Raw genomic sequence first — 25,768 nt, 5'->3', positions numbered from 1 at the left:
GAGCGTTTTGCCGAGCATGGCACCCAGGTGATCCAGGAAACCGCCAGTGAGATGCGCCGCATCGCCGACAACATTGGCGCTTCTGCGCGACTGGTCGGGCAACTGGGCGATCGTTCGGAGCAGATCACCGCTATCGTCAACACCATTCGTGGTATCGCCGACCAGACCAACCTGTTGGCGCTGAACGCTGCTATTGAGGCGGCGCGTGCGGGCGATCAAGGGCGCGGCTTTGCGGTAGTGGCCGATGAAGTGCGGCAACTGGCCGGGCGCACCAGCCGTTCCACGGCGGAAATCGCCGAGATGATCGGCATGATCCTCTCGGAAACCCGCGACGCCGTCACCAGCATGAACGCCACCCAGGAAGGCGCCCAACGCGGTGTCAACCTGGCCGATCAGGCGGGCTCGGTCATCCTGCAGATTCGCACCAGCACCAGCGACGCGGTGGAGGCCGTGAGCATGTTTGCGTCGAAGCTGGATGAATCGGAAGTGATTCCGAAGACCGCGGTGGGCTGGGTGGGCTGATAGCGGTAACTCTGTGAAGAGGGAGGAGGGGAATCCCCTCGTTCCGGCTTGGGGATTACTCTTTGACGTCCATGAACTCTTGCGCCCAGGCCACGTAGCTTTCCGGCAGCGTGTAGGTGTGCGTCAGCTCGGTGGCACTGAGGTTTGACGTACTGTGAGTCAGTTGGCGTTGGGCACGAAGGCTGTCATAGGTAGCCTTGATCGCGGCAAAGTAAGCGCCGTGACCAGCCACCACTACGCGTACACCCAGGCTCGCCAGACGCCGGGCATCGTTGAGTTTGGGATTGGCGTAGGTTACCAGCATCAGAGGTACGGTGAGGTTCTCGGCGATCTTTTCCAGGTGTTCGAAGTCACTGACACCCACCATGCAAATCCCATCGGCACCGGCTTTCTGATAAGCCAGGGTCCGCTCGATAACCGCTTCAGTCGGCAACACGCCCGCGTTGGTTCGGGCAATGATCGACAGCTCTGGATCAACCCGTGCCTCCAGCGCAGCCCGCACCTTGCCGATGCCTTCTTCAATGGAGATCAGGTCAGTGGACTTACGCCCGAATTGCGCCGGCAGCAACGTGTCTTCAATCGTCAACGCGGCCACACCGGCGCGCTCAAGTTCTTCGACAGTACGCATTACGTTCAGCGCGTTACCATAGCCGTGGTCAGCGTCAGCGATAAACGGCAGCTGGGCCACGCGACCGATGCGGGTGGCCTGTTCAACGAACTCACTCAGGGTGATCAGCGCGAAATCGGGTGCGGCCAGTACCTGCAACGAAGCGACCGAGCCCCCAAGGATGCCGACTTCGAAACCCAGGTCGGCGGCGATACGCGCCGACATTGGGTCGAATACGGAAGCGGTTTCAACGCACGCTGGGGTGGCTAGCAATTCACGGAATTTGCGGCGCAAGGCTGAGTGAGAGAGTTTCGGCATGTTCTTTCCTGGTTCTGGTCATCGTCGAGTGACGATCAATGTCTATTCGTGGTGGTGCGAGATTAACACGCCAGGAAACAGGGGATTATGACGTTTAAGGAAGCCGTATGCGTTTAACGCATACCGCTTCCTGGAACAGTCCATAGACGCGTTAATGAATATGGACAGGTTCGAAGTTGCCGTTGTCACTGTGATTACGGAGTTTTGATCAACCGGAGCGCCCATCCAGCGCGATAAACGCACAGGCAAGAGGAGGGCGCCTTCGCTGCATCGCCGACACCTGCCAAAGGTTCGGCATTCAAGCAGGGGTCAACAGGCGTCGTACTTCGGCGATGATCAAATCAATCTTGAAGGGCTTATCCAGCACTGCATCAAACAAGTCTGATCTTTCCATGCCGACATGGGCTTGCGCACCACTCACCAGAATAATAGGCAAGTGATTGAGCGACGGCAGCGCACGTACGGCCGTGGCGAACTCGAGGCCGTCCATAACGGGCATCATGAAGTCGGTAATGATCAACGCTGGCCGCTCGCGCTCCAGCACTTCAAGGCCTTTGCGACCATTACCGGCCTTAACGACCATGAATCCTTCATCCTCCAGCGCATAGCCGAGAATATCGGCGATCAAGTATTCGTCGTCGACGACAAGGATGGTGGACATGTCAATTCAACCTACCCAAGTACTTATAATGCTGAGCCTGGCAGCGCAGAGTGTGCGGGAACTGAGGATGCATGTCGGAAAACCTTTCTCAGTTCAACGGTTTGGTCACGGATGACGACCTCCAGCAATGAGGTGTCGTAGCAGCTGTCTCTCACTTTAAGAATGGAAAGCGTCCTCTTAAGTTCAGATTGAATTTCCTGGAAGCGCATCAACATCAGGTTGTCGGCAATGCTGGACAGTTCAGAGGCCGGCGCGCTGACCTCGGAGCCGACAAGGTCGTGGATCTCGATGGATGCAAATACCGTGACGCCCCTGCAACGCAGCTCATTCATCAGCGCGCTATAGAAGTCGGTGATGCGCGCGGGGTTGTTCGACACGCGGGTCATCCCGCTCAAACTGTCAATGAACAGACGCTTGATCCCTTTCTCCTCGACGACGCGCAACACACGTGCACCCAGCCCGTCGAGCAAACCTTCGGTTGTCGGTTGCCAGGCGATCGTCAGCGCTCCACTGTGTTCCAGCTGTTTGATATCGATGCCCAACGACTCACCCTTCAGGCGCAAGCGCTGAGGGCTTTCATAGAAGCCAAAATGCAGGCCGGGCGACTCCGGCGTTGACTCAGCCAGAAACTTGAGGCCCAGGGTGGTCTTTCCGATCCCTGATGGCCCCATCACCAGCGTGACGCTGGAACGGTGCAGGCCGCCATGCAGGATCTCATCCAACGACCCGATGCCACTGGGGATACGCGTGAGGTCGGCGTCGTCGTGTGAAGAAGGGTAGCTATAGAGGCTTTCCAGACGCGGGTAGACCATCAGGCCGTCGTCAGTGATTTCACACTCATGCAGGCCGGTCAGCGCGCCGCTACCTCGGGTCTTGCGCAATTGAATACGCCGGACCGAACGCGTACCGAACAACGCCTCACCCATTTCGATTACACCGTCGACCATCGTGTGCTCGGGGCTACCGTCATCCAATCGCGAGCTGGTCAGGAACAGGACGGTGCAACCGGCAAAGGCGGCGTGACCTTGCAGTTCAGAAATGAATTTCTTGGTATCGATCGGGGAGTCGGCTTTGGAGCGCGCGTTGAGTAAACCGTCTACGACCAAGACCGTTGCCTTCTGCCGGCTGATTTCACGCCGTAGCAGCTTGACCACTTCATCAAGACCTTCGTTTTCCAGTGTGTCAAACGCGCTGACGAACTGAATTTCTGCGCCCACCCGGGCTGCGTCAAAGAAGCTCAAGGTCGACAGGAACTGGAACAGCCGGTCATGGGATTCGGCCAGCAGCGTGGCAACCAAGACACGCCCGCCGTTGCGCGCATGGTGGAACCCAAGCTGGTTGGCCAGAATGGTTTTGCCGGACCCAGGGCGACCCTGAATGATATAAGAGGCCCCAGCGACCAGTCCGCCCTTGAGCAGTACATCCAACCCTTCGATTCCGCTTTGAAGGCGATTTAGCTTTTCCACAGTACGACCCTGATCGTTAAACCCAATGGGCAGGATGCTAACGCCATTCGAGCGTTGGGGCTATTCAGGATTTGCATAGTAGCCGCCGTGGCGTCTAGCTACCAACCGATGTGAAATGCAAAAAAACACTCGTCGTAACGGCTTCAACTACGTTTTCGGTACGCCTGGCACATCCATATTTATCGTGCGCCAAAACGCTTCAGAAAAACTGTAAACCGAGAAAGCAATCAGCCCCAAGGCCATCACCATCAAAATCAACCATCCACCCGGGAGGTTCTGGAGCGCGTCGAGCGCTTCCTTCATACCAGGTGGGTCCATGGCTTGATAGGAAGAACCGCTGACTGCCAGTAGTAACGCAATCTCTATAAACACGACGCCACGAGCTATGAGACCGAACCGAGACACTGGCCGGACGTAGCGCATGACGTCTTCATCGGCGTTAAAGTATTTCTCGAATGACGCTTTCCATCCCTTGATGATGTGAGCCACTCCAACGCCAAGTGGAATGAGGGCGATCACGTACACCAACACGTTCGAGTATTCCCAAGACAACAGATGCGCCAGCCAATCTTGGGTTTGCCCTCCTGAATTGCCCGAGCTTCGAATGCCGCTCATGAGGAGGCCGAGTGCAAAAAACGCTAAAGCACCGTTGAAGACACCTCCGGAAAACAGGCCCGCTCGAATAACCAAACCCTTGAGTTCTGTGCCGTGATGATCGACATCACGCGTCGCTTGCAGGACGCGCCAACCAGCAAAAGCGAGCAGACCTGCCACCACAAGCCCAACCAAAAAATAGCCGAATGGCTGGCCAAGCAAGGCTTCCAGGCTCTTATGGCTGTCCTTCGGCTTTGTCGAATCCTGTGCTGCCAGCAGCGCGAAGATACCGATGATCAAATAAAGCACGCCTCGAGCGGCGTATCCGCCGCGAGCGAGTACTACTAGGCTGTGTTGCGTGGACATTGGATCTATTCCCGAGAGTGATACAAGAGCAGACCCATCTTGCCGGGAGGGGTTCGATTGAGGCGAAGCCTGTTTCGATGCTCATCAACTTTGAACTGATCAAGGTGCTCATCGTGTTTGAATATGAAGTCGATGCGTCGCGTCTCGGCCCGATGCGCGCTCATCCCGCACGCCTGCGCGCTGAAAGAGATTTCTACAGATATCCGTTTTTTTGACGATACAGATGATGAGCCGCTCGAAATAGCTGCCGATACGCTGCGGACAGGTGTTGAAATGTACAGAATTTTCTTTTTTTTTCATGATGTGAGCATATTTTTGCAGCTTATTTGCAGCGATGCTGAAGTAGCAGCGATCCATACCAATCGCGTCGCTTTCTATGTGCGGTCAGCTTTTAGCGATAACCTCAAATGAGTACTTACCCAGTCAGTGATAATGATGAAGAGCGCATTCAGATTTTGAATGCTTTCGAGCTGATGGATACGCCACCTGAGCACGAATTTGATCAGATCGTCCAAATGGCATCTCGGATTTTTGATGTACCCATCGTCCTGATTTCTTTGGTACACCGCGACCGACAATTCTTCAAAGCACGTGTTGGCCTCGCTGTGTGTGAAACAGGTCGTGACGTCTCATTTTGTAATTATGCGATCATGGGTCGTGACGTTTTTTTGATACTTGATGCATTGCAGGATGAGCGGTTTAGATCAAACGCCCTGGTTGTCGGAGCTCCCCATATTCGCTTTTACGCGGGGGCGCCACTGGTAACGGCCACGGGGCATATGCTGGGTAGCTTATGCCTGATCGACAATCAGCCAAGAGAGATATTTTCAGAACGTGACCAGCTTGTTCTTCAGGACTTGGCCGTCATCGTTATTGAAAAAATGGAGTTACGTCGGCTCGAACTCAAGAACGAGGATAGCCTCACTCGGTTCATGAATATCACGTCGACTTCACCCGATGCCATTATTTGCTCAAACAGCAAAAATCAAATCACCTCGTGGAATAATTCGGCCGAGCTTATTTTCGGGCATAGATCCGAAGACGCCGTTGGAAAGACTCTCGACATCATTATTCCGCAAGAGATGCGCTCCAGACATCATGCAGGTTTTTCGAGGGTAGTCTCAGGCGGCCCAACCAGCATCATCGGAAAATCCGTCAACCTGACGGCCCTGCATCGTGACGGCCATAAAATACCCATCGAGCTCTCTCTCTCACAATGGACTGAAGCCGGCGAGGCACAAGTTGGGGCGATCATCCGTGACGTCACAAAACGTGTAGCGGCGGAAAAACTACTGAAGCACGCTGCTGAGTACGATCATCTGACAGGCCTCGCTAATCGATCAACACTTAAGCAGCGGATTAAGGAGGCGTGTGACGCGCAGATAGCAGCGGCAATTCTTCTGATCGACCTGGATGGTTTCAAGGATGTTAACGACACGTTAGGCCACGCGGCGGGTGATTTTGTCCTCAGGGTGACTTCAAGTCGTCTTCGCAAACGCGTACCGACGTGTCATATGGTGGCCCGTCTGGGTGGGGACGAATTTGTAGTGTTCATGGCAGAGATTTCCGATGAGCACAAAGCGATTGAGCTTGGTTTGGCGCTCATCGCACTTATTGAGGAACCTATAGAGTTTCAAGATAATTCTATTTATATCGGAGCCAGTATTGGCGTGTCGATGAGATCAGGCGCTGATTACGATGGGGAGCAAATGCTAGGCAACGCGGATTTGGCGCTCTATCAAGCCAAGTCTGACGGGCGATCCCTTGTTCGTATGTTCACCTCCGAGCATCGACACACCGCGTCAAAGAGAGGAGCGCTCAGCTCATCAATGCGTCAGGCATGGGCGAACAAAGAATTTGAACTGTACTACCAGCCCCAGGTACGCCTTGCAGATGGCGTGATTACTGGGGCCGAAGCACTTATACGATGGAACCATCCAACACTGGGTGTCATGTCTCCAGCGGTTTTTTTACCTGTACTAGAAGCAGGCCTTCTAGCGGTACCGGTGGGCGAGTGGATATTGCGCTCAGCCTGTGAACAGGCAGCTCATTGGCGAAATATCGGCTGTGACGGCTTCAGGATCGGCGTCAACTTGTTCGCAGCTCAGTTTCGTACGCGCGACTTTGCTGAAACGGTTGAAAGTGCGCTTAACGACTTTTCTTTACCGGCGAGCGCACTCGAACTGGAGATTACAGAAAATATAATTTTGCGAAACGAACAGCGAATTATGGAGCCCCTACGCTACCTTCGCTCGTTGGGTGTAGGCATTGCGTTCGATGATTTTGGCACAGGCTATGCTTCTTTGAGCCTTCTGAAAGACTACCCGGTCACACGGCTTAAGATTGACCGTTCGTTTGTCAGTGGCGTCGAACGTAGTAAAAAAGATGAAGTCATCATCGAGGCTGTTGTCAGGCTGGCTGCCGGCTTTAATCTTCAGGTCACTGCGGAAGGCATAGAAACACGCGAACAGGAAAGTCTGATGCGGCATTATTTATGCGAAGAGGGCCAAGGCTACCTCTATGGTCGTCCTATGACGGCTCATGAGTTCACTGAGCGTTATGTCTCAATGACTGACGACAATTTGACGTACCCAATTATTAACAACCCGCAACTACCTGAGCAGGGCTTTTGAAGCCAGACTGACCTCTTAGTGGAATAAATAATCCGTTGCACCGTCGCCCGACAGCGTGCACTCACTGCGCAACGACTGTCGCAATTCTAGGCGATGGGCATGAGGATAAACCGCGATCAAATGGTGATCGAGAAGCTGTCATTTCTATCTCCTCAGCGAGTCGCAATCATTTGGTGGTCCCGATTTTGTTGCCTTTATACAGCCGGCGAAGCAGCGGGTCGGAGGTGCTGCGAGGGCCTGCGCCGCCGGACCACGCAGCATGGCCGTTTTCTTACGCTACGGACACATGGTCTTATTCCGTCAGAGCATGCGGCGCAAGACGTCGTTGCGTGGGTCCCGGTCGTAGAAGCGATGCTTGAGGGCCCCCGCCACATGCAGCACGATCAGCACCAGCAAGCTATAGGCGAGGACTTTGTGCAGCCATTGGAACACCGCGAACCAATCGTCATTCTTTGGCAACAGCTCCGGCAGGTTAACCCCAAAAAAGAACACCCCATCGCTCATCGTGTAGGTGCTCGACATGGAGTAGCCCATCAACGGCACGATCACCAGCAGCACATACATCATGCGCTGCGTCAGGCGTGACAGAAACCGTTCATACCCCGCCAGGGTTTCCAGCGGCTGCGGCAAATGGGGGGTGCGAAAACGCACGGCGAGCTGAGTCAGGACCACCAGGAACGTCAACACCCCGAAGGACTTGTGCCACGGGTAGTAGAGCTCGTATTTGCTCGCCACTTCATCATTCATGCCGGTCATGTGCCAGCCGACCCACAGCAGGCCCAGGACGAGCACGGCACGCACCCAGTGCAACACGCGCAGGGAGGTCGGGTACCGATCGATTGTCGGTTGATCTATTGGGTTCATATCAGGCTCTCCACGGAACGATGCACGGTTGAATGGCCACCCTCAACGTTGGAGGGTGGCTCGGTCAGGACAGGGGCTGCGCTCAGACCGGCAGCAGCACGGTGATGACTTTCTCCTCGGTGTAGGCCAGTGCGCCGCTGAACCCACCTTCACGCCCGATACCGCTGGTCTTGACGCCGCCCCAAGGCAGGTTGGCGTCCAATGGGCTCCAGCAGTTGATACCCACGGCGCCGGCTTTCACCGCCGCCGCGACACGGTGCGCTCTGGCCAGGTCGCTGGTCCAGACCGTGGCCGCGAGGCCGTAGCTGCTGTCGTTGGCCAGGGCGATCGCTTCGTCTTCGCTGTCGAACGTGATCAGCGTGCCGACGGGACCGAAGATCTCGTCCCGGGCGATTTCCATGTCGTTGCGGGCGTTGGCGAAGATCGTCGGACGCACGAACCAGCCCTGCTTAGGGGCCGAGACGCCGCCGGCCAGCAGCGTTGCGCCTTGGTCGATGCCCAGCTGGATGTAGCGGTTGACGCGATCGAATTGCGCCTTCTTGGCCACCGGACCCATCTGTACGCCGGGCTCGCGAGGATCGCCCACGTTCACCGCCTGTGCAGCCTCGGCCAGCGCGACGCCGAAACGTTCGGCGAGGCTGCGCTGCACCAGGATCCGCGAACCGGCCGCACACACCTGCCCCTGGTTGGCGAACAGACCGAGCGTACAGCCGCGCAGGGCGTCGTCGAAGGAGGCATCGTCGAACACAATCTGCGGGCTCTTGCCGCCCAGTTCCAAGGCCACGCGCTTGAACAACACACCAGCCGTGCGCTGGATCTCACGCCCGGCCTCGGGACTGCCGGTGAAGCTGATCTTGGCGACATCCGGATGCTCGCACAGGGCGCGACCGACTTCGTTGCCGTAGCCGGTGACCACGTTGATCACGCCGTCCGGGAAGCCGGCTTCCTGCGCCAGCAGCCCCAGGTGCAGGGCCGACTGCGGGGTTTCTTCCGAAGGCTTGACCACCACGGTACAGCCAGCCGCGAGCAACGCCGCGAGCTTCCACACGGTGATCATCAGCGGCGAGTTCCAGGGCACGATGGCACCGACTACGCCCACGGGCTCGCGTACCGTGTACGACAGGGTCTTGGTGCCAAAGTAGCCACCGGTGGGAATGCTCCGACCTTCGAGCTGGTTGGCCCAGCCGGCGGCGGCGCGCAGGTTGGCAATCGCGTTGGGCAGGTCCATTCGACGTGGTTCGATCGGCGAGCGTCCAATGGCGTCGGCATCCATATCGGCCAGCAATTCGCTGTCGCGTTCGACCAGGTCGGCCAGTTTCGACAGCAGTCGCCCCCGCTTGGCGCCGTCGAGTTGGCTCCACTCGCCGCCTTCAAGTTGTCGGCGTGCAGCCGCCACGGCAAGGTCCACGTCCTCGCTGGTGCCACGCGCGGAGCTGCCGTACACCTGCTCAGTCACGGGGTTGACCAGGTCTATGCGACGACGGTCGAAGGCTTCGCAGGACGCACCTTCGATGAAATGATTCAAGTGCTCAGTCATTTTGCGGTCCTCGATTAGTGGGCAAGATCATGCTTTGAGGGAAGCCAGGGCGTCGCCGAAGATGTCCAGTGCCTTGAAGAACAGCTCTCGCGAGATCGTCAGTGAGGGCATTACGCGCATCACGTTGCTGTAGCGGCCACAGGGAATCATCAGCACGCCGTGGTTGAGCAGATAGCCCATCAGTTGGCCGATCTTCTCGCCCGCCAGGGGCGCCTTGGTGAGCGGGTCTTCGATCAGTTCGATGCCGATCATCAGGCCGCGACCGCGCACTTCACCGACCAACGGGCTGTTGAAGCCGCGAATATGCGCCTGTGCCTCTAGCCCCAAGGTGTGCGCGCGGTTGAGCAGGTCGAGTTCAGGATCCTGGAGGATGCTGATGTTGGTCAGTGCCACGGCGGCCGACAACGAGTTGGCGGCGAACGTATTGGGCATGGAGCCGTCGGGAATCTGCGCCGCCAAGTCCGAGCGCATGATCAGGCCGGCCATGGGCAGGTCGCTGCCGATGCCTTTGCCGAAGGTGAGCATGTCGGGCTTCACGCCGGAATGCTCGACCGCCCACATCTTGCCGGTGCGCCCCGCGCCGGACTGCACTTCATCGACGATCAGCAATGTGCCGCTGCGGTCGCAGGCCTTGCGCAGCAGTTGCAGGAATTGCGGCGACGGGGGCACGTAGCCGCCTTCGCCCTGTACCGGCTCCACAATCACGGCAGCCACGTCATCGGCGGCGGTGTACGGGGTGTTCAACAGGTAGTCGATGTACTCGCCGGCGATCTGCTCGGCGCTTTTGTGGGTAGTGTCGAAGGGGAAGCGGTAGGCGTAAGGGTAGGGCGCGTGAATCACGCCCCCCATCTGGGCGCCAAAACCCTTGCGGTAGGCCGTGCCGGTGGTCAGCGAACCCGAAGCGTTCCACACGCCGTGGTAGCCGCCGTGAAAGGCGATGATCTGGTGCCGCCCGGTGATGCGCTTGGCGAACTTGATCGCCGCCTCCAGTGCATCACTGCCGCTTTGCGTGAAGAAGGTGATGCAGTCGCCACGCAAACCCTCGGGCGCGATTTCGGACAGCTTGGCAGCCAGCTCGGTACGCCGGGTGCTGTTGATTTCCAGGGCATGCATCAGCACTTCGGACTGTTCGCGAATCGCCTGCACCACTTTGGGGTGGCAGCGGCCCACGCTGCTGACACCGACGCCGGCGGACAGGTCGATATAGGTGTTGCCGTCCGGGTCTTTGAAGGTCGCACCGAAGGCGCGGTCCATGGCGATCGGCATGCGCCCGCCGCCGCGTGCCATGGACTCGGTACGCGCCGAAAGCGCCAGGGCCTCGCACGTTTTGGGGCCGGGGAGCGTGCTGGAGGTGATGCGCGGTGCATCGGCGAAATGCAAGGCTGCAAGCTTGGCTTCACTCATGACGGATTCTCTGCGATGTTGATTGATGTGGCCTGATCATCTGCGTGACGCGGGTCAGGCTGGTAGCCCGAATCGGCACATGGGTGCGCCGACGCAGGTGAGGTCGAATGAGCTGAATCTGTCGCGAAATTTGCATTAATTGCTTTATGTGAGAATATCGCCAAATAAAGCGACCTTAGAATAAAAAATATCCGAGGATATTGCTCATTATGAGAAATAACAGCATCGGTCATTTTAAGGATGTTCACGTTCATGCGGCCAACGTGCAGCAGTGGAACCAGGACTACAGCCAGTTAACCGCAGGCTCGACCGAGAGTTCGCTGATGCAGTTGACCACCGGCGGGTGCCACGTTTTCCTTGAGCAGATCAATCAGCGTGTCGTGCAGCACGGCGTTGCACCGCGCGGCAAGATGTGCTTCGCGGTGCCGATCAACGTGCCTGGTTCGATGCGGATGCAGGGGCGGGAGGTGGACGACAGCAGCCTGTTTTTTCTGCGCGGTGGCGAAGAGTTCATGTTTCATATGCCGATGGGCATGCAACTGCTGTCCATCACGTTCGAGCGTGAATTGTTCGAGCAGGCGCTGGCGCAAACCGCTTCGGCCAAGGATGTGAGCCTGTTGCTGCGTCAGCCGGTGATCCGGGTTTCCAGCCAGCGTTTCGCCGATGCCCGTCGGCGCTTGCTCACGGTATTCGCCCAGGCCATGGCCAGCGAGACTCACGACAGCCTTCAGGAGCGACAACACGACGAGGCGCTGGAGCAGGCCATGCTCGGCGAGTTGGTGCAGCTCATGACCGATCCGGCCTGCGATAAGCAGCAGCGCACGAGCAGCTCCACGCGAAGTTTTATCGTCGAGAAATGCCATCGCATGGCGACCACCGGGCAGTTCGACGTGCCGAGTGTGTTCGAACTGTGCGAACGCCTCCAGGTCAGCCGGCGCACGGTGCAGAACAGCTTTCGCGCCGTGGCCGAGACCACGCCGCTGAACTACCTGCGCTGTGTGCGGCTCAATGGCGTACGCCGCACCTTGATGTCCACTCAGGCCGCGCATCTCTCGATTGGCGATGCCGCAGCCCAGTGGGGCTTCTACCACCTCAGCCATTTCGCGGCTGAGTACCATGCGCTGTTCGCCGAATTACCGTCCCAGACATCACGCGCCGCCATACCGCCGTGTGTTACACGCGGAACTGGTCCATCAGCTTCATCTGTTGATTGGCCCGTGCGTTGAGCTGACTGCTGATCTGCGCCGACTCTGCGGCCTGTTCCGTCAAGGTCTCAGTCACACCACGGATGGTCGAGACGTTGCGATTGACCTCTTCGGCCACCGCACTTTGCTCCTCTGCGGCACTTGCAATCTGCAGGTTCATGTCGCTGATCACCGTTACCGCGTCGCTGATCTTGCCAAGCGCCTGCACGGCCTGATGGATCTGCCCGGCGTTGTCCTGGGCGAGCGTCTGGCTGGAATGCATGGTCGCCACCACGCCCCGCGTGCCGGTTTGGATACGTTCGATGACCATGCGGATTTCCTCGACGGAATCCTGGGTGCGCTTGGCCAGGTTGCGGACTTCATCGGCCACCACCGCAAAACCTCGGCCACTTTCGCCGGCGCGCGCCGCTTCGATCGCGGCGTTGAGTGCCAGCAGGTTGGTTTGCTCGGCAATGCTGCGGATCACTTCCAACACCGAACCGATCTGCTCGCTGTTGACCGCCAGGGCTTCGACTTCCGTCACGGCCTTGCTGACCTCGCGGGCCAACGCATTGATGTCCTGGGTGCTGCGCTCGATAAGGGTGATGCCCTCCCTGGACGCCTGGTCGGCACCGCGTGCTGCCTGGGCGGCACTCGAGGCGCTATGGGCGACTTCATGGGCGGTGGCGCTCATTTCGTTGGAGGCGGTTGCCAGTTGATCGATCTCGCGAAATTGCACCTGCATCCCTTCACTGGTCAGCCGCGCAATTTCCGAAGACTGGTCGGCGGTGCCGCGCGCATCGGTAATGCTCTGCTTGATCTGCGCGACGGTGGGCTGCAGTTTGTCGAGGAAACGGTTGAACCCGTTCACCAGTTCGCCCAGTTCATCTTTCTTGCGGTAGTGCAGGCGTTGGGTCAGGTCGCCGTCGCCGCTGGCAATCGCCTTGAGCATCTGCGCGACACTGTTGATTGGGCGCGTCACCCCGGAGGCAGTGAACCAGATGAGCAGCAGGCCCAGCAGCCCGGCGCCGATGGCCACCAGCAATGACTCTAGCGTGTCGCGGGTTTGGGTCTGGTCAAGCAAGGTCTGAAGCGCTACCGAGTCAGCCAGCAATACCTGCTTGGGCAAATCAATGACCACTCCCCAAGCTGGCGCGTCGGGGATAGGCGCGACGGGGTAGACGGCGCGGATCAAATCATCCTGGGCCAGCACCAGCGCTTTTTTTTGCGTCAATGCCGCGAGTATCGCCTTGCTTTCCTTACCCAATGTGACGCTGAGCGGCTTGGCAACCTGGCCGGCATCCTTACTGTAGGCCGCGAGCACGCCGCTGTCGGACACAATCAGCATGCTTCCCGAACCGTTGAACAGCATGCGCTGGGCATCGCTTGCCGCTGCTTGCAGGGCACCGAGTGCGAGGTCCACACCCAGGGCACCGATCACCTTGCCATCGGCAATCAACGGCATCGACAGCGTGGTCATCAGTTGTACTTGCCCGGCCTGGGTGTCGGCATAAGGCGCCATCAGGCAGGTGCGCCGGGTGTCTCGCGGGCAGGTGTACCAACTGTTATAGGGGGTGCCGCTGATGCTGAGTTCGGTCTTCTGCAAATCGCTTTCGGGAATCAGGATGTTCACCGCTTCGCCAGCGCCCCGGTTCCAGGCACTGGCGAAGCGCCCGGTTTCGTTGGAGGCGCGCGCGGCGTCGTTGGCGAATGCGCTGTCTTGACCCTCCAGCGCGTTCGGCTCGAAAACCAGCCACAGCCCGAGTATCTGCGGATTGCGCTCGAAGGTTGCCTTGAGACTCTGGTTCAGCTCCTCACGCAACGTCGCGGCCGGCAAGCCGCGCTGGGCGGCCATGTTGCGCAAATGGGCCGCCTGGTCGGACAGGGCGGTAATGAGCAGCAGGCTGTTGCCGAAGACCCGCTGCAGGTTCCCCGTCTGCTCGGCGGCCTTGGCCAGCAGCAGCGTCTCGCCACTCTCGGTCAGCATCTTGCTGCTGGACGCACTGATCAACCGGTTGTTCTGGTTGCTCTGATAGAGGTTCAGGCTGACGATAAGGCCGATGACGCCCAGAAGGCACAAGCCGGACAGCAGGATGATTTTCAAACGGATGGAGAGGGCGTCGAGCATCGGAGTATCTCGCAGGTGAACAGCGTGCTTGTTGACCATCAGTTGGCCTGGGCCACTGACTTCTTATTGGTATGTCCTATATCGCCCGGTCTCGGGTTTTAACAAGGCCGGTTCGGTAATTCAGTGATTATCGCGGTATGCCGAACAGCGGCAGCTCCAGCAGCAAGCCGCTCACGACTGGGCCGAGCGCCGCCCCGCCGGAGGCCACAAACGACCAGATACTAAATGCCATGGCCTGTTCGCGCTCTTCGCTGAACGTCAGCGGGATCGGGGTCAGGTCGGGCAAGGCGGTGTACAGCACGGCCCTATCAATGACGATGAGCAACAATCGCTGGAGATAATGACAAGGATCAGCCAGCGGCGTTTGGAGGGCATAGGGTGGGCTCGATAATTGAATGGCCTACGCCGGCAACTTCAGGTCAGCCAGGCATAGGGCGGGTGAACCTAGCATGCACGAGCGCGCACCCGCGCCGTTATCCCAAATCGGCGGGGGGATAAGTCGGCCCTGACCTGTTTTGGGGCGCTGGCCGCGATGTTACCGATTTGGGATAGCGAGGGTTATGTGGGCGGGCATAGGATCGAATCCAGCGTGCAACCTCAAGAATAAAAGCGCTACCCGGCACCGATAGCGCCTGGATCGGGGCCACCCCACAGCGACTGCCTCATACAATAAGGTCAATAACATGAGCGTAACTCTCCCGGTCAACAGCTCTACGGAGCTCAAGCGTGGCGCCCTGGGTGTCGGCTTCATCATCTTTTTCGTGATTTCGGCGGCAAGCCCGCTCAGTGTGATTGCCGGTGGTTTCCCGATCGGCATCATGCTGGGCAACGGTGCCGGCACCCCAGCGTTACTGCTGCTGGCCTTGCTGGTGCTGTTGGCGTTCTCGGTGGGTTACACCACCATGTCCCGCCATGTCACCAACGCCGGCGGTTTCTACGCCTTCACCTCCCGTGGCCTGGGCGGCCTGGCCGGCGGCTCGGCGGCAGTGCTGGCGATGTTCGCCTACAACATCTTGCAGATCGCCCTGTATGGCATGTTCGGTGGCGTGGTCGCCGGCACCATGGAGAGCGTGGCGGGTGTGATATTGCCCTGGTGGTCCTATTCGCTGATGGCGATGGCCAGCATCGCGTTTCTCGGCTATCGCAAGATCGACCTCTCGGCACGGGTACTGTCGTTGGTGGTGATCGCCGAATACCTAGCGATCCTGATCCTCGACTTTGCCATTCTGAAAACCGGGGGTGACAGCGGCGTCAATCTCGACTCGTTCACCCGTCAGCATGTGTTCAGCGGCACTCCGTCCATTGGCCTGCTGTTCTGCTTCGCCGCCTTCATCGGCTTCGAGGCCACCACCATCTACGGGGAAGAAGCGAAAGACCCCCAGCGCACCATCCCGATCGCCACCTACAGTTCGGTGCTGCTGATCGGCGGGTTCTATGCGCTGTCGGTGTGGTCGATGGTAGTGGGTGTGGGCGCGGACAAGATCGTGCCGATGCTGCAAGCCATGCAAGACCCCACCACCTTTATCTACGGCATGTCCGATCACTTCGTCGGCCCGCACCTGACCCAGATCATTCGCGTGCTGTTCATGGTCAGCATCTACGCCGGGCTGTTGGCGTTCCATAACGCGGCGGCGCGCTACTTCTACGCCATCGGCCGTGACGGCTTGCTGCACAGCGTGCTGGGCACCACCCACCGCGTGCACCAGAGCCCGCACATGGGGTCTGCCTTGCAGAGCCTGATCGCGGCCGTGGTGGTATTGATCTTCGCCGCGATGGACGCCGACCCAATCCTGCAACTGTTCGCCTGGTTCTCCAACCTGGCAACCCTGTGCGTGATCCTGCTGATGGCGATGACCTCGTTCGCGATCTGCGTGTATTTCCATCGGCACCCCGAACTCAAGGTCGGCCCGCTGCGCGGGCGCATTCTGCCGGTATTGTCGTGCCTGGCATTGCTGTGCGTGCTGGTACTGGCGGTGGCGCATTTCGATGTGCTGACGGGGGCCAGCCAACTCTTGTCCTACAGCTTGTGCGCGGTGATTCCCGCAGCCCTTCTGGGCGGCCTGTATCTCGCCGCGCGCCTGCGCAAGGTGTCGCCGCAGCGGTTCCTGGCCCTGGGCAGCCACAAGCTCTAAGGCCTGGTTCGAAACCTCTCTCCTGTGAATTGTTCGCTGCCGTTCTGCGGTAGGGCTCGTCTGCGTTAAAGGAAATTGCATATGCACCATTACAAGATGCTCATCAACGGCGTTTCGGTTGCCGGTGAAAACGGCCAGTTTGACGTGATCAATCCGGCGACCGGCGCCGCATTCGCACAATGCCCGGCCGGCTCGCTGTCCCAGTTGGACGAGGCGGTGGCCGCCGCTCAGGCCGCTTTCAAGACCTGGCGCCACAGTACCCATGGGCAGCGCTGTGAGCACCTCAATGCGATTGCCGATGCGATCGAAAAAGACGCTGATGCACTGGCCCGGCTGATCGTGCAGGAACAAGGCAAACCGCTTGAGCTGGCGTTTTCCGAAGTCATGGGCGCCGCCGCCTGGACCCGCTACGCTGCCGGGCAGGAGATCGCCGTGGAGCTGGTGGAAGAAACCCCGACCCAGCGCATCGAACTGCACCGCAAACCGTTGGGTGTGGTGGCGTCCATCACGCCGTGGAACTGGCCGTTCATGATCGCCGTATGGCACATCATGCCGGCGCTGCGCGCGGGTAACTGCGTGATCAGCAAGCCATCGAGCCTGACGCCGCTGAGCACGTTGCGCCTGGTCGAAATCATCGGGCGCCATGTGCCCCACGGTGTAATCAACTGCGTGACTGGCGAGCAGGGTTTCGGCAGCGCGATCACGTCGCACCCGGGGATCCAGAAGATTGTATTCACCGGCTCCACAGCCACCGGCCAGAGCGTCATGCGCGGGGCCGCCACCAACCTCAAGCGCCTGACCCTGGAACTGGGCGGCAACGACGCGGCGATTGTATTGCCGGGTACGTCGGTGGAGGAGGTGGCCGAAGAGATCTTCCAGGCCGCCTTCCTCAACATGGGCCAGACCTGCGCCGCACTCAAGCGCTTGTACATTCACGAATCCCAGTACCAGGCGTTTGCCGAGGCCCTGACGCGGATTGCCGAGCGCCAGGTGGTCGGTAATGGGCTAGAGCCCGGCGTCAACTTCGGCCCGGTGCAGAACCTTGATCAACTGCAACTGGTGGACGCGCTGATTGCCGATGCGCGGGCACACGGTGCGCGTGTGTTGTGTGGCGGCGCACGCCTGGATCGCCCCGGGTTCTTCTACCCGCCCACGCTGGTGGCGGATGTGCGCGATGGCCAGCGTCTGGTCGACGAGGAACAGTTCGGGCCGGTATTGCCGCTGATCGCTTATCAGGATGTCGAGGATGTGTTGCGCCGCGCCAATGCCGGCGACATGGGCCTGGGCGGTTCGGTCTGGGGCCCGGACGTGGAACAGGCGCAGGCATTGGCCAGCCGTCTGGAGAGTGGCGTGGCCTGGGTCAACTGCCACGCGCGCATTCAGCCGAACACGCCGTTCGGCGGCAGCAAGATGTCTGGGTTTGGCGTCGAGTTCGGCCTTGAAGGGTTACTGGAATTCACCGGCCAGCAGTTGCTGTTCGTCAACAAGCGCGCAGCCGAATCACGCCTCGACAACTAAGACAGCCTCTCAAAGGCGCACACCAAGGAGCTTCGATCATGCGGTATCCCTCCACGTCATTTCTCAGCGGTACGTTGGCCTGTACGTTGACGCTTTGCGCCATCAGCCAGGCCCAGGCCTATGAGTTGTACAGCGATGAGAGCCGGCATCTGAATGCCGACATGACGGCCGTGTTCGGCATGTTCAACAGCCGCAAAAACTATGACGGCACGTCGGGCGGTTCCACCTGGCGCGAAGGTTTCATCAAGTATGGCTTGAGTGGCGACCAGTCCCTGGCCGGCCATGGCACCGCCTATGGTGCCTTCGCGCTGGTCAGTTCCGCGACCTGGGGTGACGGCGACCCGGCCGGTAATACGCTGGGCAGCGAACGCACCACCAAAATCGAAGATGCGTACCTGGGTTGGCGCTCAGGCGACCTGTTTCCGGCCCTGGGCAAGGACGGCGTGGATATTTCCGGCGGTCGCCAGGTGGTCAAGCTCGGCAGTGGCTTCCTGATCAACGACGACGGGCCGAACCTGGGCAAGGGCCCGGCCAATGGCACGTTGAACCGTGGCGGTGCGTATTATCTGGCCGCGCGGCACGCCTTCGATCAAACCGCATTCCTGCGTCTGGGCGGCAAGGATGGCCTGCACGGCAGTCTGCTGTGGCTCAAGTCCGATAACCGCGCCCAGGCTGAAACCGAAGTGGCCGCCGGTACTCTGGATTACACCACCAAACCCGGCACACTGGGCTTGACCTGGGTGCATGGCATCGATGTGAACGAACGCTGGTCCAGTGATTTTCAGCGCCAGCGCAAGGGCATGAATGTCTACAGCGTGCGCGGCGAAGGCGACGCAGGCCTGCCGAATGTCAGCCTGGCGTTCGAGTATGCCTGGCAGGACAAGGACACCGGCCCCGAAAAAGCCTGGTACGGCGAAGCTGGCTACACCTTTGCCGATGTCGCCTGGACGCCGAAGGTCAGCTACCGCTACACCCGCTACTCACAGCAGTGGGATTCGCTGTTCACCGGCTTGAGCACCGGCTATGGCACCTGGCTGCAAGGCGAAGTCGCGGGCAACTATGCCGGGCCGTTCAACAGCAACACCAGCATCCAGCACGTGGCCCTCAAGGCCACGCCTCTGGAAAACCTGACCCTGGGTGCGCTGTACTTCGACTTCGACACCGTACGCAAGAGCAATGCGCTGAACCTCAATGCTCGGGAGCTGGATGTATACGCCGAGTGGGCCGTCAACCCGCACCTGATCGTCACGCCGCTGATCGGCCTCTATAAGCCCAAGCAGGACGCCACCACCGGGGGCAACCAGGTCGCCGGCGACGGCACCAACGTTTACAGCCAGTTGACCATCGCCGTGCCGTTCTAGCCCACCACTGCTGCGGTCGCGCCTGAACCTCAGGACGCGGCGGCGCCCGGCGGATTGCGCAGGTTCTCGGCAATCCGGCGGGTGGTGTCCATGACCATTTCAATCACGGTTTCCTGACGCAGCAGCTTGAAGCTCTGGGTGCTGCCGACGGCGGACAGGCTGCCGATCACCTCGTCGATATCTGGCTGGATGATGGGCGCGGCGATACCAGTCAGGCCGAGGTTGAGTTCATCGTGGGTCATGCAGTACCCATCCTTGCGAATCTTCTTTGTGGCCTTGGCAAAGCTGGCCCAGTCGTAGGGGCTGTCCGGGTCGCTGGCCATATGCTCTTCGAACAGGCGCTGCAGGCGTCGACCTTTCTGGAAGGCGATCAATACCTTGGACTGCGCGCCGCGAAAAAAGGGCAGCGGATGCCCGCGCCCGAAGGAGAAGTGATACGTGTCGGTGGGTTCGGCGATGTAGGTGTTGATGATGCGCCCGTCGTAGAAGACGCTGGCGAACACCGCCAAGCCGGTCTGCGCCGACAGCTCGTGCATCAGCTCGCGCCCCGCCAGAAGGATGGGGTCGTACTGGCGCATCATCCAGTCCAGCTCGATCACGCGCGGCCCCAGGCCGTAGTGGCCGGCATCCACACGGGTCAGCAGGCCGGCGTCGCACAACTCCTTGACATAGCGATACGCGGTGGCGCGCGACAGGCCCATGCGCTCGGCGATGGTGTCCGGGTCGATCTTCAACGTCGCTGGACCGAACAGGTCCAGGACATTCAGCAATTTACTCAGGCTGCTCATTTCGTTCCTAGAGAAGGGATGGCACGCGGGTAAGCACTATAGGCGAAAACAGCGCAGATCCAATGTGGGAGCGGGCTTGCTCGCGAAAGCGGTGGGCCAGTGATGGAAATTACTGACAAACCGCATTCACGAGCAAGCCCGACCCTGCAGGTCGACACACTAAGCTTTTCGGATTTAAATATCACTTAAATCTCAAAATAAGAGATTTTAAGTAAAAATAACTTGTTTGAAGTGTTCCTGTGTGTGATAAATCTCACCAAAGAAAACGCTCAAGCGAGAGGGCTGACAATGAATGGCGCGCAACTGATAGTAAATGCGGCAGCGGCAAGCGGTATCGAGTACTGCTTTGCCAACCCGGGCACCACCGAGATTCCGCTGGTGGCGGCCATGGCCAGCGCACCTGCCCTCAAGCCGGTGTTGTCGTTGTTCGAAGGGGTATGTACCGGTGCGGCGGACGGCTATGGCCGCATCGCCGGCAAACCGGCGATGACCCTGACGCACCTGGGCCCAGGCTTTGCCAATGGCATCGCCAACCTGCATAACGCGCGTCGGGCCAATACACCCATCGTTAACGTCATCGGCGACCACGCCTCCTGGCATGTAAACTACGATCCGCCCTTGGCGAGTGACATCCAGGCCTTGGCCGGCACCGTCTCTGGTTGGGTGCGCACCTCGCGCACGGCGGCGGGTATCGGTGAAGACTTGCAGGAAGCGGTGAGTGCGGCCTGGCAGGCCAAAGGTCAGATCGCCAGTTTGATTCTGCCCATGGACCTGCAAGCCCACGCGGTGAAGCATGACGGTGTGTTCAACCCGTTGCGCGCGCCGGTGCGCCGATTTGCCGGTGACCGGGTCGAAACCGTGGCGCAGGCACTGCGTGACGGTCAGCGCCTGGTGTTTATCGTCGGCGATGAGGGCTTGTCGGTCGCGGGCCTCGAAGCAGCGGGGCGCCTGGCGCAACTGCCCGGTGTGCGCCTGTTTGCCGAGACCTTTCCGCGCCTGAGCTACCGTGGCGGTGGCTTGCCGGACCTGGATCGCCTGCCGTATTTCCCGGAAGTGGCGATTGAAATTCTTGAGCAGTACGACCTTGTCGTATGCGCAGGCGTGCCGGAGCCCATCAGTTATTTTGGCTACGAAGGCATCCCGTCGCGCCTCGCTGAACGTGAGCGTCTGCTGACGTTGGCCGAAGTCGGTGACGACGTCGCCGGCGCGCTGGCGGCGTTGGCCGATGCCCTGAATGCGCCGGCGTATGTACCGACCCCGCAGGGTATCGAACTGCCGCCCGGCCATGCCGAGCTGACACCGCAATCCATCGGCCAAGTGCTGGCCGCGTCACTGCCTCATGACAGCATTGTCTCGGTCGAGGGCGGCACCTGCGGCTACCCGTTCTTTACCGCTTCCGCCCGCGCCGCGCGTCATCGGGTATTGACCAATACAGGTGGCGCGATTGGCCAGGGGATTCCGGTGGGGTTCGGTGCAGCCTTGGCAGAACGCGGCAATAGCGTGTTTTGTCTGCAATCGGACGGCAGTGCCCAGTACACCATCCAAACCCTGTGGAGCATCGCCCGCGAGCAGTTGCCGGTGGTGATCCTGATTGCCGCCAACCATCGCTACGCGATTTTGCAAAACGAGCTGCGTCGCTTCGGCATGACTGAAATGGACCCGCAAGCCCTGCGCCTGACCGTGCTCGACAGCCCGCGTATTGACTGGAAGGCCTTGGCCAAAGGTTACGGGGTCCCGGCCTGCACGGTGCAGACCAATGCCGAACTGCAACGGGCGCTGGCCAATGCCAAGGCTGACCGTGGTCCTTGCCTGATCGAAATGGCGCTGTGAAGGAGTCGACTATGCATCAGCTCGAATTATTACCTGCCGTCCAGGCCTTCCTGGCGCAGCCCGGTCGCCTGTTCATCGGCGGTACCTGGCAGGACGCCGCCAGCGGTCGTCGCTTTGCCGTGGAAAACCCGGCCACCGAACAGACCCTGACCGAAGTCGCCCAAGGCGATGAACGCGATGTGAACGCGGCTGTCGCGGCCGCGCGCGCAGCCTTTACCGGCGCCTGGGCCTTGCAGTCCCCGGCGCAGCGCGGCTTGTTGCTGTTTCGCCTGGCCGATCTGTTGGACCAGCACCGCGAGGAACTCGCGCAACTGATCACCCTGGAGAACGGCAAGCCGATCGCCAACGCCCGCGGTGAAGCGGCCAGCGCGGCGAATATCATTCGCTACTTCGCCGGCTGGCCCACCAAGATCGAAGGCAGCACGCTGCCTGTATCACCGGCAAGCGGCGCGCCAATGCTCAACTACACCTTGCGCGAGCCGGTCGGTGTCTGCGCGCTGATCGTGCCGTGGAACTTCCCGCTGACCATGTGCGTGTGGAAGCTCGGCCCGGCGTTGGCCACCGGTTGCGTGGCTGTGCTCAAGCCCGCCGAGCAAACGCCGCTGATCGCGATCCGCCTGGTGCAACTGATCGAGGCCGCAGGCTTTCCTGCCGGCGTCGTCAACCTGATTACCGGCCTGGGCGCCGACACCGGCGCACCGCTGGCACAGCACCCGGACGTGGATAAGATCGCCTTTACCGGCTCGACCCAGGTCGGGCGCCTGATCGCACAGGCGGCCACCAGCAACATGAAAAAGGTCTCGCTGGAACTGGGCGGCAAGTCGCCGAACATCATTCTGCCCGACGCCGACATCGTGCGCGCCGCCAAGGGCGCCGCCGATGGGATTTTCTACAACCAGGGCCAGGTGTGTACGGCCGGCTCGCGCCTCTATGTGCATGCCAGCGTGCTCGACAAGGTACTCGAAGAACTCCAGCGCCATGCCGCCGCCCATGTACTTGGCAATGGCCTGGACCCCGCCAGCAGCATGGGCCCGCTGGTGTCCGCGCGGCAACTGAGCACCGTCAAGGGCTACCTGCAACGGGGCCAGGAAGAGGGCGCCGAACTGATCTGCGGCGGCGGCCGTCCCGAGCACCTCAAGCATGGGCATTTCATTGAACCGAGCGTATTCCTCGACCGTGCCGAGCGGGCTTGCGTAGCTCGCGAAGAAATCTTTGGCCCGGTACTCACCGTCATGAGCTGGACCGACATCGACGATCTGGTGCTGCGCGCCAACGATTCGCCGTATGGACTCGCCGCCGGCCTGTGGACCCGCGACCTGCGCTCGGCGCACCGCGTGGCCGCGCAGCTCAAGGCCGGTTCGGTCTGGATCAACTGTTGGAACGTGGTCGATCCGTCTTCGCCGTTTGGTGGCTACAAACAATCCGGCTGGGGCCGGGAAATGGGCAAGAACGTGATCGACGCCTACACCGAGACCAAAAGCGTGTTTGTCGATCTGGCCTGAACTGAATAATCACACGAGGTAATTGCTATGGATCTGGAATTGAAAGGCCGCGTGGCCATCGTCACCGGCGGCGGTATGGGCATCGGCAAGGAAGTCGCACGTTTTCTCTCCGAGGAAGGCTGCAAGGTGGTGATCTGCGCGCGGCGCATGGCGTTCCTGCAACTGGCGGCCGAAGAGATCAGCGCACAGACCGGCAATGAAGTACTGCCGCTGTTCTGTGACACCAATGACATGAAGGCCGTGTCGGAGATGGTCGAGGCGGCGCACAAGCACTTCGGCCGTATCGACATCCTGGTCAACGGTGCCGCAGCGCCGTCGGGTGTGGTGCGCAATGACATCGAACACGCCGGCGATGATGAACTGCTGTCGGACCTCAACACCAAGGTGATCGGCTACTTCCGGTGCGCCAAGGCCGTGACCCCGCACATGAAGGCGGGCGGTTTCGGTCGCATCATCAACATCGGCGGCCTCACCGGGCGCAGCAGCAAAGTGCTCTCGGGCATGCGCAACCTGGCGATCGCGCACATGACCAAGACCCTGTCCGACCAGCTCGGCCCTTCAGGCATCACGGTCAACCTGATTCACCCCGGCGTCGTCGATACCCCGCATATCCAGGAGCTGTACGAGCGCGAAGCAGTCAAGCAGGGCAAGACCGCCGAGCAGGTCGAGCAGGCCTACATCGACGCGACGCCGATTCGCCGTACCCTCGCACCGATTGAAATGGGCTGGCTGATTGGCTTCCTGGCGTCGCCGAAAGCTGCTGCGGTGACCGGTGAATCCATCGGCATCGACGGCGGTTTGACCCGTGGCATCTATATCTGAGGAGTATCACAGATGAGTAGTGGAACCCTTTTGGTCGCCACCGTCGGGCAAGCGGTGATCCGCAGCGCCGACGATGGCAAGACCTGGCATCGCCTTGGCCTGGGGCAGGACCTGGAGTTCGATGCGATCACCCGATCCTTGAGCCTGCACCCCGACACGCCCGAGCGGATCTATGCCGGTACCGATGTGGGCTTGTGTGTGAGCCACGATACCGGTGGGCATTGGCAGCGCATCGATTCGCCTTTCAACGGGCAGACCGTGTGGAAAGTTGCGGTTGATCCGCAGGATGCACAACGGATTTTCGTCGGCACCGGCGCGCCTTCGCGTGCCGTGTTGTGGCGCACCCTGGACGGCGGCCTGAGCTGGGATCGCGCCCCGGTGGAAATTCCCGAGTTCTGCGACGGTGTCAGTCGTCCACGGCTGCTGGCCTTCGCCTATGACCCTACCGACCGCAAGCAGCTGTGGTTCGGCCTGGAGGAGGGCGGGTTGTTCCATTCCCGTGACGGCGGCGACAGTTGGACCCGTGTCGACGACCGGCTGCTGTGGGACTACAACTCGGACATCCACAACATTGTGGTACTGCCCAATCACGGCGAAAAAGTCATCGTGGTGGTCTGCGTGAATGCGGTCTACCGCAGCCTGGACGAGGGTCTGACCTGGACCGGCATTGTCGGTCGCGAAGCCTTCGGCCTTTACTACTTGCGCGCCATGAATGCGCCGCTGGGCACGCAGGACGAGCTGTACCTGAGCATTTCCGATGGTACGCCGGGCACCACCAGCAAGATCCTCGTCTCCCGTGATGCTGCACTCAGCTGGAACGTGCTGCCGTTGCCGCAGCAACCCAATTCCTGCGTCTGGGCGATTGCCTTTAACCCGGCCAACCCGCGCCAGATTGTGGCGGGGACCAAGTATGGGCACTTGTTTACGTCCGACAACGGCGGTGATGGCTGGCAGAAGCACTGGCGCGAATTCAGCGAGATCGCCGATGTGCTGTGGACGCCTGCCGTGGCGCAAATCAAGGCCGGGCATCAATCCATCGTCAAGAAAAACTGAGGTAAACAGTGATGAAAGTCGAAATCCTTCGAACTCACTTATCGCTCTGGGTGAGTGATCCTGATGTGTCGGCACGCTGGTACGCCGACATTCTGGGCATGCACGAAAGTGCCCGTGGCGAGAGCTGGGTGATGATGGCGTTTGGCACCAAGCATCACGACATCGCGTTGCTTCGCGCAGAACCCGGCGCCCACCAGGGCGGGCTGGGGCTGCAGCACTACGGATTGGAAATCGCCGGTGACATGACCACCTTGCGCCAGCTCTACGGCATGCTGCTGAAGAAGGGCGTCGAGGTGGTGAAAATTACCGATCATGAAATCGGCAACGGCCTGTATTTCAACGATCCCGATTGCAATCGCATGGAATTTTTTCTCGAAACCGAGCATGACGACGCGTGCGGCAAGGCCCGCTTCAAGGCCGCCGGTGCGCCGAGTCGCAACATCACGCTTGACCCACTCGACCCCCTTTGAACAGAGGC

Annotated in this window: 21 protein-coding genes and 1 pseudogene; 12 read left to right on the top strand and 10 right to left on the bottom strand. The window is 60.0% G+C overall.

The genetic code is table 11. The annotated features are described in order from the left end of the window. Positions 1-27: 27 nt before the first annotated feature. Positions 28-522 carry a methyl-accepting chemotaxis protein gene (locus tag AACY08_RS30460; RefSeq protein WP_445262030.1) on the top strand — a complete coding sequence of 165 codons (495 nt, stop codon included), beginning with the start codon at positions 28-30 and terminating at the stop codon, positions 520-522. A gap of 55 nt (positions 523-577) precedes the next feature. Here AACY08_RS30460 and AACY08_RS13925 read toward each other — a convergent pair whose 3' ends face one another. The 4 genes from AACY08_RS13925 to AACY08_RS13910 form a co-directional block, all read right to left on the bottom strand. Beyond that, complete coding sequence (locus tag AACY08_RS13925) at positions 578-1,447, bottom strand: isocitrate lyase/PEP mutase family protein (protein ID WP_339469932.1); 870 nt, start codon at positions 1,445-1,447, stop codon at positions 578-580. Positions 1,448-1,745: 298 nt separating this feature from the next. Next, positions 1,746-2,108, bottom strand: a complete 363-nt coding sequence (locus AACY08_RS13920; RefSeq protein WP_065873108.1) for a response regulator — start codon at positions 2,106-2,108, stop codon at positions 1,746-1,748. Positions 2,109-2,131: 23 nt separating this feature from the next. Then, positions 2,132-3,574 (bottom strand): ATPase domain-containing protein, encoded by a 1,443-nt coding sequence (locus AACY08_RS13915; protein ID WP_339469930.1) that lies wholly within the window; start codon positions 3,572-3,574, stop codon positions 2,132-2,134. A 147-nt stretch (positions 3,575-3,721) separates the two neighbouring features. Beyond that, positions 3,722-4,534: a DUF1206 domain-containing protein gene (locus AACY08_RS13910; protein WP_339469928.1), complete on the bottom strand. Its 813-nt coding sequence runs from the start codon at positions 4,532-4,534 to the stop codon at positions 3,722-3,724. Between the two features lie 123 nt (positions 4,535-4,657). Between AACY08_RS13910 and AACY08_RS13905 the strand changes: the two genes are divergently transcribed. Continuing rightward, complete coding sequence (locus tag AACY08_RS13905) at positions 4,658-4,945, top strand: hypothetical protein (protein ID WP_339469927.1); 288 nt, start codon at positions 4,658-4,660, stop codon at positions 4,943-4,945. After that, the gene (locus tag AACY08_RS13900; RefSeq protein ID WP_339469924.1) at positions 4,942-7,167 is read left to right on the top strand and encodes a putative bifunctional diguanylate cyclase/phosphodiesterase; all 2,226 of its coding nucleotides are present in this window, start codon (positions 4,942-4,944) and stop codon (positions 7,165-7,167) included. Before AACY08_RS13905 ends, AACY08_RS13900 begins: the two co-directional genes overlap by 4 nt. 300 nt (positions 7,168-7,467) lie before the next feature. Here the strand turns inward: AACY08_RS13900 and AACY08_RS13895 are convergent, their stop codons facing one another. The 3 genes from AACY08_RS13895 to AACY08_RS13885 form a co-directional block, all read right to left on the bottom strand. Further along, positions 7,468-8,031: a cytochrome b gene (locus AACY08_RS13895; RefSeq protein WP_339469923.1), complete on the bottom strand. Its 564-nt coding sequence runs from the start codon at positions 8,029-8,031 to the stop codon at positions 7,468-7,470. Between the two features lie 82 nt (positions 8,032-8,113). After that, positions 8,114-9,568, bottom strand: coding sequence for an aldehyde dehydrogenase family protein (locus AACY08_RS13890; RefSeq protein WP_339469922.1), 1,455 nt, complete (start codon positions 9,566-9,568; stop codon positions 8,114-8,116). Positions 9,569-9,595: 27 nt separating this feature from the next. Beyond that, positions 9,596-10,972: an aspartate aminotransferase family protein gene (locus AACY08_RS13885; protein ID WP_339469921.1), complete on the bottom strand. Its 1,377-nt coding sequence runs from the start codon at positions 10,970-10,972 to the stop codon at positions 9,596-9,598. A 209-nt stretch (positions 10,973-11,181) separates the two neighbouring features. Between AACY08_RS13885 and AACY08_RS13880 the strand changes: the two genes are divergently transcribed. Continuing rightward, positions 11,182-12,198, top strand: a complete 1,017-nt coding sequence (locus AACY08_RS13880) for a helix-turn-helix domain-containing protein (protein ID WP_339469920.1) — start codon at positions 11,182-11,184, stop codon at positions 12,196-12,198. On the opposite strand, the gene AACY08_RS13875 is transcribed toward AACY08_RS13880, so the two are convergent. Together AACY08_RS13875 and AACY08_RS13870 are read right to left on the bottom strand one after the other, a co-directional pair. Then, the gene (locus tag AACY08_RS13875; RefSeq protein ID WP_339469919.1) at positions 12,146-14,284 is read right to left on the bottom strand and encodes a methyl-accepting chemotaxis protein; all 2,139 of its coding nucleotides are present in this window, start codon (positions 14,282-14,284) and stop codon (positions 12,146-12,148) included. The genes AACY08_RS13880 and AACY08_RS13875 overlap by 53 nt on opposite strands. 154 nt (positions 14,285-14,438) lie before the next feature. Next, positions 14,439-14,659: pseudogene (locus AACY08_RS13870) on the bottom strand (hypothetical protein); the annotation flags it as partial. Between the two features lie 308 nt (positions 14,660-14,967). On the opposite strand from AACY08_RS13870, the gene AACY08_RS13865 reads away from it, so the two are divergent. From AACY08_RS13865 to AACY08_RS13855, 3 genes are all read left to right on the top strand, one after another. Continuing rightward, on the top strand, positions 14,968-16,416 hold the full coding sequence (locus AACY08_RS13865) for an APC family permease (protein ID WP_339457061.1): 1,449 nt from the start codon (positions 14,968-14,970) through the stop codon (positions 16,414-16,416). Between the two features lie 81 nt (positions 16,417-16,497). Further along, positions 16,498-17,934, top strand: coding sequence for an aldehyde dehydrogenase family protein (locus AACY08_RS13860; protein WP_339469918.1), 1,437 nt, complete (start codon positions 16,498-16,500; stop codon positions 17,932-17,934). Positions 17,935-17,972: 38 nt separating this feature from the next. Continuing rightward, positions 17,973-19,295, top strand: coding sequence for a hypothetical protein (locus AACY08_RS13855; RefSeq protein WP_339469915.1), 1,323 nt, complete (start codon positions 17,973-17,975; stop codon positions 19,293-19,295). Between the two features lie 29 nt (positions 19,296-19,324). Here the strand turns inward: AACY08_RS13855 and AACY08_RS13850 are convergent, their stop codons facing one another. Next, a complete protein-coding gene (locus tag AACY08_RS13850; RefSeq protein WP_339457066.1) occupies positions 19,325-20,083 on the bottom strand; it encodes an IclR family transcriptional regulator in 759 nt (252 codons plus the stop codon). 288 nt (positions 20,084-20,371) lie between these two features. Between AACY08_RS13850 and AACY08_RS13845 the strand changes: the two genes are divergently transcribed. Genes AACY08_RS13845 through AACY08_RS13825 form a run of 5 tightly spaced genes read left to right on the top strand, consistent with a single transcriptional unit; the run spans position 20,372 to position 25,760 of the window. After that, a complete protein-coding gene (locus AACY08_RS13845; RefSeq protein WP_339469913.1) occupies positions 20,372-21,913 on the top strand; it encodes an acetolactate synthase large subunit in 1,542 nt (513 codons plus the stop codon). Between the two features lie 11 nt (positions 21,914-21,924). Then, positions 21,925-23,415: an aldehyde dehydrogenase family protein gene (locus AACY08_RS13840; RefSeq protein ID WP_339469911.1), complete on the top strand. Its 1,491-nt coding sequence runs from the start codon at positions 21,925-21,927 to the stop codon at positions 23,413-23,415. A 27-nt stretch (positions 23,416-23,442) separates the two neighbouring features. Further along, positions 23,443-24,237: an SDR family NAD(P)-dependent oxidoreductase gene (locus AACY08_RS13835; RefSeq protein WP_167655331.1), complete on the top strand. Its 795-nt coding sequence runs from the start codon at positions 23,443-23,445 to the stop codon at positions 24,235-24,237. A gap of 12 nt (positions 24,238-24,249) precedes the next feature. Further along, positions 24,250-25,290: a VPS10 domain-containing protein gene (locus AACY08_RS13830; RefSeq protein WP_339469909.1), complete on the top strand. Its 1,041-nt coding sequence runs from the start codon at positions 24,250-24,252 to the stop codon at positions 25,288-25,290. A gap of 11 nt (positions 25,291-25,301) precedes the next feature. Beyond that, a complete protein-coding gene (locus AACY08_RS13825; RefSeq protein ID WP_339457073.1) occupies positions 25,302-25,760 on the top strand; it encodes a VOC family protein in 459 nt (152 codons plus the stop codon). Positions 25,761-25,768 lie beyond the last annotated feature (8 nt).

This window comes from Pseudomonas sp. EL_65y_Pfl1_R83 (assembly GCF_963970695.1).
GTDB lineage: Bacteria > Pseudomonadota > Gammaproteobacteria > Pseudomonadales > Pseudomonadaceae > Aquipseudomonas > Aquipseudomonas tritici.
The sequence above is the reverse complement of the archived record's forward strand: the minus strand, read 5'-3'. Positions and strand labels throughout refer to the sequence as shown.

What these genes read in the sequence shown, in the direction of transcription:
- AACY08_RS13920 (WP_065873108.1), bottom strand. Translation starts at nt 2,108, where the DNA reads ATGTCCACCATCCTTGTCGTCGACGACGAATACTTGATCGCCGATATT.
- AACY08_RS13865 (WP_339457061.1), top strand. Translation starts at nt 14,968, where the DNA reads ATGAGCGTAACTCTCCCGGTCAACAGCTCTACGGAGCTCAAGCGTGGC.
- AACY08_RS13850 (WP_339457066.1), bottom strand. Translation starts at nt 20,083, where the DNA reads ATGAGCAGCCTGAGTAAATTGCTGAATGTCCTGGACCTGTTCGGTCCA.
- AACY08_RS13845 (WP_339469913.1), top strand. Translation starts at nt 20,372, where the DNA reads ATGAATGGCGCGCAACTGATAGTAAATGCGGCAGCGGCAAGCGGTATC.
- AACY08_RS13830 (WP_339469909.1), top strand. Translation starts at nt 24,250, where the DNA reads ATGAGTAGTGGAACCCTTTTGGTCGCCACCGTCGGGCAAGCGGTGATC.
- AACY08_RS13835 (WP_167655331.1), top strand. Translation starts at nt 23,443, where the DNA reads ATGGATCTGGAATTGAAAGGCCGCGTGGCCATCGTCACCGGCGGCGGT.
- AACY08_RS13925 (WP_339469932.1), bottom strand. Translation starts at nt 1,447, where the DNA reads ATGCCGAAACTCTCTCACTCAGCCTTGCGCCGCAAATTCCGTGAATTG.
- AACY08_RS13840 (WP_339469911.1), top strand. Translation starts at nt 21,925, where the DNA reads ATGCATCAGCTCGAATTATTACCTGCCGTCCAGGCCTTCCTGGCGCAG.
- AACY08_RS13855 (WP_339469915.1), top strand. Translation starts at nt 17,973, where the DNA reads ATGCGGTATCCCTCCACGTCATTTCTCAGCGGTACGTTGGCCTGTACG.
- AACY08_RS13900 (WP_339469924.1), top strand. Translation starts at nt 4,942, where the DNA reads ATGAGTACTTACCCAGTCAGTGATAATGATGAAGAGCGCATTCAGATT.
- AACY08_RS13895 (WP_339469923.1), bottom strand. Translation starts at nt 8,031, where the DNA reads ATGAACCCAATAGATCAACCGACAATCGATCGGTACCCGACCTCCCTG.
- AACY08_RS13910 (WP_339469928.1), bottom strand. Translation starts at nt 4,534, where the DNA reads ATGTCCACGCAACACAGCCTAGTAGTACTCGCTCGCGGCGGATACGCC.
- AACY08_RS13875 (WP_339469919.1), bottom strand. Translation starts at nt 14,284, where the DNA reads ATGCTCGACGCCCTCTCCATCCGTTTGAAAATCATCCTGCTGTCCGGC.
- AACY08_RS13885 (WP_339469921.1), bottom strand. Translation starts at nt 10,972, where the DNA reads ATGAGTGAAGCCAAGCTTGCAGCCTTGCATTTCGCCGATGCACCGCGC.
- AACY08_RS13825 (WP_339457073.1), top strand. Translation starts at nt 25,302, where the DNA reads ATGAAAGTCGAAATCCTTCGAACTCACTTATCGCTCTGGGTGAGTGAT.
- AACY08_RS13860 (WP_339469918.1), top strand. Translation starts at nt 16,498, where the DNA reads ATGCACCATTACAAGATGCTCATCAACGGCGTTTCGGTTGCCGGTGAA.
- AACY08_RS13880 (WP_339469920.1), top strand. Translation starts at nt 11,182, where the DNA reads ATGAGAAATAACAGCATCGGTCATTTTAAGGATGTTCACGTTCATGCG.
- AACY08_RS13905 (WP_339469927.1), top strand. Translation starts at nt 4,658, where the DNA reads ATGAAGTCGATGCGTCGCGTCTCGGCCCGATGCGCGCTCATCCCGCAC.
- AACY08_RS13890 (WP_339469922.1), bottom strand. Translation starts at nt 9,568, where the DNA reads ATGACTGAGCACTTGAATCATTTCATCGAAGGTGCGTCCTGCGAAGCC.